Annotated in this window: 2 protein-coding genes; both read right to left on the minus strand. The window is 56.4% G+C overall.

Annotation, left to right across the window (positions count from 1 at the left end; genetic code table 11):
• The coding region (locus I2E26_RS07690) for a hypothetical protein (protein ID WP_229056499.1) at positions 1 to 524 on the minus strand (524 nt) is incomplete at its 3' end.
• Positions 517 to 2,134 (minus strand): ATP-dependent endonuclease (locus tag I2E26_RS07695; protein WP_195420266.1); only part of this gene is annotated, 1,618 nt, incomplete at its 5' end. The genes I2E26_RS07695 and I2E26_RS07690, both read right to left, overlap by 8 nt.

Consider the following 2,134-nt stretch of genomic DNA (forward strand, 5'->3'; position numbering starts at 1 on the left):
GGGTCAAGGAAAATATGGACGTTAATGCTTGACATGAGAAGCCTTTCGAGAACGCAGAGGTCGTTGCCTCTGAGATCCTGTGCTTCATCGATGTAGATAGAATCGTAGAGTCGTTCAAGCCTTCTGATCGCAGCGCCCTCGCTGGCGTCGATTACGTTAAGAGAGAGCTTTCCAAGCACGCTGGGATAGGCGTCTCCGTCTTTTGTTAGATATCTGGCCGAGCCGGCCGATCGTTTGTTTAGGTCCACATCACGATTCGAGAGGCCCCTGAGGTGAATATCGGGATAAAGCAGTGGTAGATACGGCCGAACGATGTCGCGCAGCTGGAATGCCTTCCAGCCGATCACCAACGCATGGCGTTTGGCGCCACTTGTTTTTTGAAATATCCTCAGGATGTCCTCGCGCTGGTTGGTTTCCGTATAGGTTAGTACGAGGACTCGCTCGGGGTTTTGCTCTCGTGCAACCGCGTTTGCGAGCACCTCGGTTTTGCCCCAGCCCGCAACGGCGACAACGGCGTCATTCATTTTCGGCGCTTTCCGAAGCAGGGTCTATGAAGTTGATGGCATTCAGAATGTACGAAGGTGCGTCTAGGATTTCGGAAACGCTCCTATCGGCTTCAAGTAGCCTGAGTGCCCACTCTGTTTTGTTTTTCGTCATGAACTCCTCTAGATTGTCTGCGGAGTTGCCGTGCCGTTTCACGATCGAGGCGAGCATCTCGAGTCTATCCTTGTTCGCCTCGATCATCTGAGGCTCGATGGTCTTCCCCTTCTCGAGCGAGCCACAGAAGAACGCCCTGGTATTTGAGAGGAACGGCCTAGCGAGTTCAGTCCAGCGCCCTGGGTCATCCCCGTCGTTATCTCGAAGCGCGACTATCCCGCCCTTTTCGAGAACTGCTGCGAGCTCCAGGAGGCGCTTGTGCGACGTCCCGCATTCGATAACGTCGATGCCGTCCTCATGCGGCAGCTTGCCACGCTCCTTTCGGAACGCCCAGTCAAAGACCAGCTCGTCGGTGGGACCCTCGACAAGCACCGCCCTGTCTGCTAGCACAATTCGAAGCGTGTCATATCCGCTGAGGCGCTTGAAGTAACGGATGGTGTTCTCGCTTAGGTCGGATATTCTCCTCGGGCTGTTCCCTTCTGCAATAACGGAGAGATTGTTCAAGCCGAGCCTGTTGAGGACGAAGGGGCTGTGCGTGGTGACGAAGATCTGCCTGTTCTCGCTAGCGGTGTCAGCGATTATCCCGACGAGATCGTTGAGCCATGAGTAGGAGAGGTGGCACTCTGGCTCTTCGATCAGGAGAATCGATTCGCTTGCGGCGTTCTCGAGTGACACGGCGCACTTCGTGAGCGTCTGCTCAGCGCTGCCGAGCGCATAGAGCGGCAGTCCGTCCCTGTGGAGAACTATCGAGTTGGTCCAGTCCGTGCGGGGCGATTTATCCATCTGAAGACCGAGGCTCCCCCTTCCCGAGCAGTTGACGGTGATGTCGGAGAGAATTTCCCTGTCTACCCGCGCAGAAACACGCCTAAACTGGCTGGAGACCTCGCGCATCTTGTTATCGTCGAGCTCTTCACTTACGTAGCTCTTCGCGTAGGCGTCCACAGCCCTCGAACGGGGCTCGGGCGCGCTGTCGATGCGAGTGCAGCTGACCCCTTCTGGCCGTCGAACTATCGGATCGCCCTGGAAGATGCGCCAGGAGCAATTATAGTAGTCGATCGGGAGAACAAATGGGCCGCCTGCCTCCTTGATGCTTCGGCACTCTTCGAGAAACTGGGGGAGCAGGTCTGAGGGAACGGTATAGGTGATGAAAATGCCGGGCGCATCCTGGAGCTTCTTGTCGGGATCGTTGGCGCCAGTTATCTTTGCCAGGTGCAGGTCCTTGGAGAACACTGCGACAATCTTGATCTCGGGGATATTCTCGCTTGCCAAAGGACCGTCGAGTTCTCGGAAGAAGCCATCCACGCTGTCCTTGTTGAACCAGTCGGGTGCCAGGGAGCGACGAGCGCTTTGTCCGCGGATACTCCCACGCGTGACAAGCTCGATGGCGTCCAGGACGGTAGACTTGCCCGCGGAGTTTGCGCCGACAAGGATGTTGAGCCCTTCTTTTGGCTCCCAGAGGAAGTCTTTGAGGATGCGA

This window comes from Collinsella sp. D33t1_170424_A12, from assembly GCF_015554865.1.
Classification (GTDB): domain Bacteria; phylum Actinomycetota; class Coriobacteriia; order Coriobacteriales; family Coriobacteriaceae; genus Collinsella.